This window comes from Nocardia sp. NPDC060220, from assembly GCF_042727815.1.
Taxonomy (GTDB): Bacteria; Actinomycetota; Actinomycetes; order Mycobacteriales; family Mycobacteriaceae; genus Nocardia.
Genome location: NZ_JBHWZY010000388.1, coordinates 1 through 6,306, shown reverse-complemented (window position 1 = coordinate 6,306; position 6,306 = coordinate 1). Strand labels below are relative to the sequence as shown.

Below are 6,306 nucleotides of genomic sequence, written 5' to 3'. Positions count from 1 at the left end.
GATGTGTATAAGAGACAGGACCAGAGGGTGCGACGAAGGAGTGCCCGCCGGGAGGGAAGATCGAGGCCCACCGGGCCGAGAAACCCGCGGCCCCGGCCGCCAAATATACGGAGCAAGCAGACGTGACCAGGTTGGACAGCATCGAGCGCGCGGTCGCCGATATCGCGGCCGGCAAGGCTGTTGTCGTCATCGACGACGAGGACCGGGAGAACGAAGGCGATCTCATCTTCGCGGCCGAGAAGGCCACCCCGGAGCTGGTCGCGTTCATGATCCGCTACACCTCCGGCTACATCTGCGTGCCGTTGACCGCCGATGACTGCGACCGGCTCGGCCTGCCGCCGGCGTACGCGATGAACCAGGACAAGCACGGCACCGCCTACACCGTCTCGGTGGATGCGCGCGAGGGCATCACCACCGGCATCTCCGGCGCCGACCGGGCCGTCACCATGCGCCTGCTGGCCAGCGCGCAGGCCAAGGCCGACGAGTTCACCCGCCCCGGCCATGTGGTGCCGCTGCGCGCCAAGGACGGCGGCGTGCTGCGCAGGCCCGGCCACACCGAGGCCGCGGTCGATCTGGCCCGGATGGCCGGGTTGCGTCCCGCGGGCGTGATCTGCGAGATCGTCAGCCAGAAGGACGACGGGCACATGGCCCGTACCGACGAGCTGCGCGTATTCGCTGACGAGCACAACCTGGCGATGATCTCGATCGCCGACATGATCGCGTGGCGGCGCAAGCACGAGAAGCATGTCGTGCGGGTGGCCGAGGCCCGTATTCCGACCGCCCACGGCGATTTCAAGGCCGTGGGCTACCAGAGCATCTTCGACGATGCCGAACACGTCGCGCTGGTGCGCGGCGACATCGGTGACGGCGAGGACGTACTGGTGCGGGTGCACTCGGAATGCCTGACCGGTGACGTCTTCGGCTCGCTGCGCTGCGATTGCGGCCCGCAGCTCGACGCGGCACTGGAGATGGTCGATCAGGAGGGGCGCGGCGTCGTCCTCTACATGCGCGGGCACGAGGGCCGTGGCATCGGCCTGATGCACAAGCTGCAGGCCTACCAGTTGCAGGACACCGGTCGCGACACCGTCGACGCCAACCTCGATCTCGGTCTGCCCGCCGACGCCCGTGACTACGGCACCGGCGCGCAGATCCTGGTCGATCTCGGCATCCGCTCGATGCGCCTGCTCACCAACAATCCGGCCAAGCGGGTCGGCCTCGACGGCTACGGTCTCGCGATCACCGAGCGCGTCCCGATGCCGTTGCGCGCCAATGCCGAGAACCTGCACTACCTGCGCACCAAGCGGGATCGGATGGGCCACGACCTGGTCGGCCTCGACGATCTCGACCTCGGCGAAACCGCGCAGTGATCATTTCGTACGAAAGGCGGCAACGATGAGCGGTACAGGTGTCCCGAGCTTCGCGCTGGCGCAGGCCAAAGACGTCAAACTCGGCATCGTCGCCTCGCGGTGGCACACCGAGATCTGCGACACCCTCGTGGCGAATGCCGAACGGGTGGCCAAGGAAGCCGGCGTCGAACATGTGACCGTGGTGCGCTGCGCCGGTGCGATGGAGCTGCCGGTCGTCGCGCAGGAGCTGGCGCGCACGCACGACGCCGTGGTGGCTCTGGGCGTCGTGATCCGTGGTGGCACACCGCATTTCGAGTACGTGTGCGATGCGGTGACGGCCGGACTGACCCGGGTGTCGCTCGATGCGGCCACCCCCGTCACCAACGGTGTGCTCACGACGAACGACGAGGAGCAGGCGCGCGATCGGGCCGGGCTGCCCGGTTCGGCGGAGGACAAGGGCGAACAGGCCTGCGCCGCCGCTCTCGACGCCGCGCTCACCTTGCGCGCACTGCGATCGGTGTGACCGTGCCGGTGGTGCGGACCTGGCGTCGTAGCGCTCCTCAGCCCGACGCGGGCTGGGAGTTCCAGGTGCGTCCGCGCCGGGCGACCCGCACCGCCATCGTGGTCGCGATCGTCATCCTCGTCGCGTTCACCGCGGGTGGGCTGCTGCTGCGCACCGGGTCGACCGGGGTGAACTTCCGGGTCGCCGATCAGGTCGCGATGATCCTGATCGGAGTGGTCGGGGCGGGCGCGGTACTGATGCTCACCCGTCCGCGAGTGCGCGCGGGCAGCCAGGGTGTCGGGGTGCGCAATATCCTGGGCGAGCAGGTGTACCCGTGGAGCTACATCCGTGGCGCGTCCTTCCCGGACCGCAAGGCATGGGCCCGCCTCGAACTGGCCGACGACGATTACGTCCCGATGCTGGCGATCCGTTCCAACGACAAGACCCACGCCGCCGACGCCATCGAGCGCGTCCGCGAACTCGGCGCCCGCTACGCCCCGCGGGACTGACTTCGCTGAGCGGTCGGCACCTGGAGCCGACTGATTGCCGGCAACGCTGCTGTCTGTGCGCCACCGAGTAGTGACGCACAGACCAGCGCATCAGCGGGTATCGCCGAGGACCGCTCCCTCGCGGCGCGGATCCGCACCGCCGATCCAGCCGTCCTTGCCGTTGTGCTGCAGGGCGCTGAGCCCGCTGGACTGCGGTGCCACCGATACCTGATGGCCCATTGCCCGCAGCTTCTCGACCAGGGGATCGTGGTCGCCGTTGTCGGTCGCATTGATATCCGGGTGCTCACCGCCGACGCCGGTGACCGGCGTATTGCCCGCGCCGAACGACACCCCGGAGACCGCCTGTTGCGGGTCGAGACCCCAATCCAGCGCATTGACCAGCGTTTTCACGACGAACTGGATGATCACCGAACCGCCGGGTGACCCCGTGACGAGCTTCAGTTCGCCACGGTCGCCCCGATCGTCACGATCGAACACCAGGGTCGGGGCCATCGAACTGCGCGGGCGCTTGTTGGGCTGGAGCCGGTTGGCCACGGGTGTCCCGTCGGGGTCGACCGGGTCGGCGGCGAAGTCGGTGAGCTGATTGTTGAGCACGAACCCGTCGACGAGATGGAAAGACCCGAACGCCGATTCGACCGTCGTGGTCATGGCGGCGGCGTTGCCGTACTTGTCGATGACGGAGATGTGGCTGGTGCCGTGTTCGGGCGGCTGTGGACCGTTGCCGAGGGGGACCGGCCCGAGGTTGCCGGGCTTGGCGGTACCCATGCTGCGCTGCGGGTCGATCAGCGTCGACCTCTCCTTGAGGTACTGCGGGTGCACGAGCGAGAGCGCCGAATTACCCGGCAGCGGAACGAAATCCGGGTCGGCGACGTACTTGTTGCGATCGGCGTAGGCCAGTCGCTCCGCTTCGGAGATCAGGTGCACGGCTTGCGCGTCGGGCCGCCCGCCGTTGGCGTCGAGCTCCTGTGGCCGCAGCGCGGGGAGATCGAAATTGGCGAGAATGCCCAGCGTCGCCGCGACGGTGCTGCCGCCCGAGGAAGGCGCGGGCATGCCGCACAGTTCGTACTTGCGGTACCCGGTGCACAGCGCCGTGCGCTTCTTTGCCTCGTAATTCGCCAGGTCGGTGGTGGTCAGCGCGCTGGGGGTACGGCCGCCCGCCGTGCTGCCCGCCGCCTCGACGATGTCCTGGGCGATGGCGCCGCTGTAGAAGGCCTTCGCGCCGTCGGTCGCGATCGCCGAGAGCGTTTTCGCCAGCGCCGGATTGGTGAGGAGGGTGCCCGACTTCTTGGGCGAGCCATCGGCTTCGAGGAAGTAGCCACGCGCGGCCTCGTCGGCGGCCAGGTCTTTCGCGGATTCGGCGATCTGGCCTGCCAGCCGCGGGCTGATCTCGAAACCGTTGTCGGACAAGCTGATCGCGGGATCGAACAGTTCCTTCCAGGCGCTCATCCCGTGTTCGGAATGGGCGAGTTCGAGCATCCGCAGCACTCCGGGCACGCCGATGGAGCGACCGCTGGCCCGGGTATTCGGTGCGGGTTCGGTGCGGTCGGTGTCGCTGACCCAGCGCAGATAATTCTCGGTCGCCGCGGCAGGAGCGGTCTCGCGGCCGTCGTAGGTGTCGACCGTGCGCGACTTCGCGTCGTAGTGCACCAGGAAGGCGCCGCCGCCGATGCCGGAAGCCTGTGGCTCGACCAGACCGAGTACTGCCTGTGCGGTGACCAGGGCGTCGGCCGCGGTGCCACCCGCCCGCAGTACCCGGCACGCGGCCTCGGTGGCGATCGGGTTGGCGGTCGACACCGCGTAGGTGCTGGTGCGCACCGCGGTCATATCCGAGCGATAGCCCGACGCGATCTCAGGGTTGGTGCTGAGATTCTGCGAGGTCGGCGCCCCGGTGCCGGTGGCGGGCGCCGCGGACACAGGAGTGCCGTTGGGCGTGCTCGTGCATTCCGCGGCCGATTTCTCGTCTGTCGAACATCCGGCCAGTACCCCCACCGCGAGCACTGCGGCCGTCGTGGCCCCGATCCACGTCCGTCGCCTTGGCGTCATCCAGCCAGGGTAACCCGGCGGTACGACGCGATTCGATCTTTTTCCGCCGGGGGCTTGCCGTGTGCCCCTGTGCAGCCGCGACGACCGGATGGCCGGCACACGAATCCTGGGTTACCCGGCCGATTTCCGCCGGGCGCACTGTCTTCGTCTGGCTACCCTGGCTGCCATGGACATCGACGCGGTGCTGTTCGACTTCTCCGGCACGGTCTTCCGCCTGGAGGACGACCGGACCTGGGCTCACGAACTGGTCGGGGACGACGGGACGCCGTTCGACGTGGCGGCGAAAGCCGAAGTGATGCGCCGGATGACCGCGCCGGTCGAACAGTTCATGACCTTCGACGCGGTGGGCCAACACGCCTGGGACAACCGCGATCTCGACCCCGCCCTGCACCGGTATGCCTACCTGGAGGTGCTGCGCGGCTCCGATGTTCCCGAGGCCCAGGCGATCCGGCTCTACGAACGCCTCACCGACCCGCTCGCCTGGACCCCCTATCCCGACACGGGCACCGTCCTGGAATCGCTTGCTGCTCAGGGAATCCCGATCGGCATCGTCAGCAATATCGCCTACGACATCCGGCCCGCCTTCGCGAAACACGGCTGGACCGACCTCATCGGCTCGATGACGCTGTCCTTCGAGATAGGCGCCATCAAACCGAACCCGCAGATCTTCCGCGACGCCACCGACCGCCTCGGCGTCACCCCCGACCGCGTCCTCATGATCGGCGACAGCGCCGAGGCAGACGGCGGCGCCACCACCCTCGGCGCCCGCTTCGCCCTCGTCGACCCGCTACCCACCCCCGACCGCCCGCGCGCGCTCATCGACGCCCTCGCCGAACACGGCATCCGAACCGCCGACTAACCGCCTGTGGCCGGATCGCCGGCAGACAGTCCCGCCCGACGGCCGACGGATGCGCGCAGTCGGGCGACCCCGCCGAGGCGCAGGTCAGCGTTGGCGGGTGAACCAGGTCCGGGCAGAAGGCCGAAGGAGCATCGACGCGACCGCGCCATTGGCGACGACGCCGACCACACCCGGCGGCAGCCCGGTGAGAATGCCCGTCGACGACACCAGGCACGCCAGCACCGCGACCCCGATCGCCGCCTTGCGCACCAGGTCACCGCCCTGCCGGAACAACAGCACCAGCGGAACCAGCGCGAAGGACGGCAGATACCCGGCGAGCAGCGCGCCGAGCGAGCCGCCCAGCGCCACCGTGATCGCGATCAGCACGACACCGACGGCGGTGGCGACCGCGGCGATCAGGCGCGCTCCGCGCACCGTCCCCGGCATGACTCCGTGCGGGGACACCTCGTCGTCGTACAGGTCGTCACCGGTTTGCGGCAGGGCGGCGGCATTGCTCATCGGACGTCCTTTCGGGCACATAATCCGAGCACTCACGCTACACAGGCAGGCGCACAGCTCACCCCAGCGACCTCGCTCGTCCGTAGGGCTGCTGCGCCAGTTGACACCTCGGCGGTGCGGACCTGTCGGGGCCCCTCGCTAGGCTGGATGGGTGGCAGATCCCGCGACGTACCGGCCCGCGCCGGGCACGATTCCCGTCGAACCCGGTGTGTACAAGTTCCGGGACGTGCACGGGCGGGTCATCTATGTGGGTAAGGCGAAGAGTCTGCGCAGTCGGCTGAACTCCTACTTCGCCGATGTGTACTCGTTGCATCCGCGCACCAAGCAGATGGTCACCACGGCGGCCGCTGTCGAGTGGACGGTGGTGTCCACCGAGGTGGAGGCGCTGCAGCTCGAGTACAACTGGATCAAGGAATTCGATCCGCGATTCAACGTCCGATACCGCGACGACAAGACCTATCCGGTGCTCGCGGTGACCCTCAACGAGGAGTATCCGCGACTGTTCGTCTACCGGGGCGCGCGCAAGAAGGGCGTGCGCTACTTCGGTCC

At 68.5% G+C, this 6,306-nt stretch carries 7 protein-coding genes; 5 read left to right on the top strand and 2 right to left on the bottom strand.

The window, feature by feature from the left end; all coding sequences use genetic code 11:
* Positions 1–122: 122 nt before the first annotated feature.
* Genes ACFWF3_RS20290 through ACFWF3_RS20280 form a run of 3 tightly spaced genes read left to right on the top strand, consistent with a single transcriptional unit; the run spans position 123 to position 2,357 of the window.
* Entirely contained in the window at positions 123–1,367 is a 1,245-nt protein-coding gene (locus tag ACFWF3_RS20290) for a bifunctional 3,4-dihydroxy-2-butanone-4-phosphate synthase/GTP cyclohydrolase II (protein ID WP_378627050.1), read from the top strand.
* A 25-nt stretch (positions 1,368–1,392) separates the two neighbouring features.
* The gene (gene ribH, locus ACFWF3_RS20285; protein WP_378627052.1) at positions 1,393–1,869 is read left to right on the top strand and encodes a 6,7-dimethyl-8-ribityllumazine synthase; all 477 of its coding nucleotides are present in this window, start codon (positions 1,393–1,395) and stop codon (positions 1,867–1,869) included.
* A complete protein-coding gene (locus ACFWF3_RS20280) occupies positions 1,866–2,357 on the top strand; it encodes a PH domain-containing protein (RefSeq protein ID WP_379314854.1) in 492 nt (163 codons plus the stop codon). Before ribH ends, ACFWF3_RS20280 begins: the two co-directional genes overlap by 4 nt.
* A gap of 90 nt (positions 2,358–2,447) precedes the next feature.
* Here the strand turns inward: ACFWF3_RS20280 and ggt are convergent, their stop codons facing one another.
* Positions 2,448–4,400 (bottom strand): gamma-glutamyltransferase, encoded by a 1,953-nt coding sequence (gene ggt / locus ACFWF3_RS20275; protein ID WP_379314853.1) that lies wholly within the window; start codon positions 4,398–4,400, stop codon positions 2,448–2,450.
* Between the two features lie 166 nt (positions 4,401–4,566).
* On the opposite strand from ggt, the gene ACFWF3_RS20270 reads away from it, so the two are divergent.
* The gene (locus ACFWF3_RS20270; RefSeq protein WP_379314852.1) at positions 4,567–5,259 is read left to right on the top strand and encodes an HAD family hydrolase; all 693 of its coding nucleotides are present in this window, start codon (positions 4,567–4,569) and stop codon (positions 5,257–5,259) included.
* Between the two features lie 84 nt (positions 5,260–5,343).
* On the opposite strand, the gene ACFWF3_RS20265 is transcribed toward ACFWF3_RS20270, so the two are convergent.
* Complete coding sequence (locus tag ACFWF3_RS20265; RefSeq protein ID WP_379314851.1) at positions 5,344–5,757, bottom strand: hypothetical protein; 414 nt, start codon at positions 5,755–5,757, stop codon at positions 5,344–5,346.
* 151 nt (positions 5,758–5,908) lie between these two features.
* Here ACFWF3_RS20265 and ACFWF3_RS20260 point away from each other — a divergent pair.
* The coding region (locus tag ACFWF3_RS20260) for a GIY-YIG nuclease family protein (protein WP_379314850.1) at positions 5,909–6,306 on the top strand (398 nt) is incomplete at its 3' end.

What these genes read in the sequence shown, in the direction of transcription:
- ggt (WP_379314853.1), bottom strand. Translation starts at nt 4,400, where the DNA reads ATGACGCCAAGGCGACGGACGTGGATCGGGGCCACGACGGCCGCAGTG.
- ACFWF3_RS20265 (WP_379314851.1), bottom strand. Translation starts at nt 5,757, where the DNA reads ATGAGCAATGCCGCCGCCCTGCCGCAAACCGGTGACGACCTGTACGAC.
- ribH (WP_378627052.1), top strand. Translation starts at nt 1,393, where the DNA reads ATGAGCGGTACAGGTGTCCCGAGCTTCGCGCTGGCGCAGGCCAAAGAC.
- ACFWF3_RS20270 (WP_379314852.1), top strand. Translation starts at nt 4,567, where the DNA reads ATGGACATCGACGCGGTGCTGTTCGACTTCTCCGGCACGGTCTTCCGC.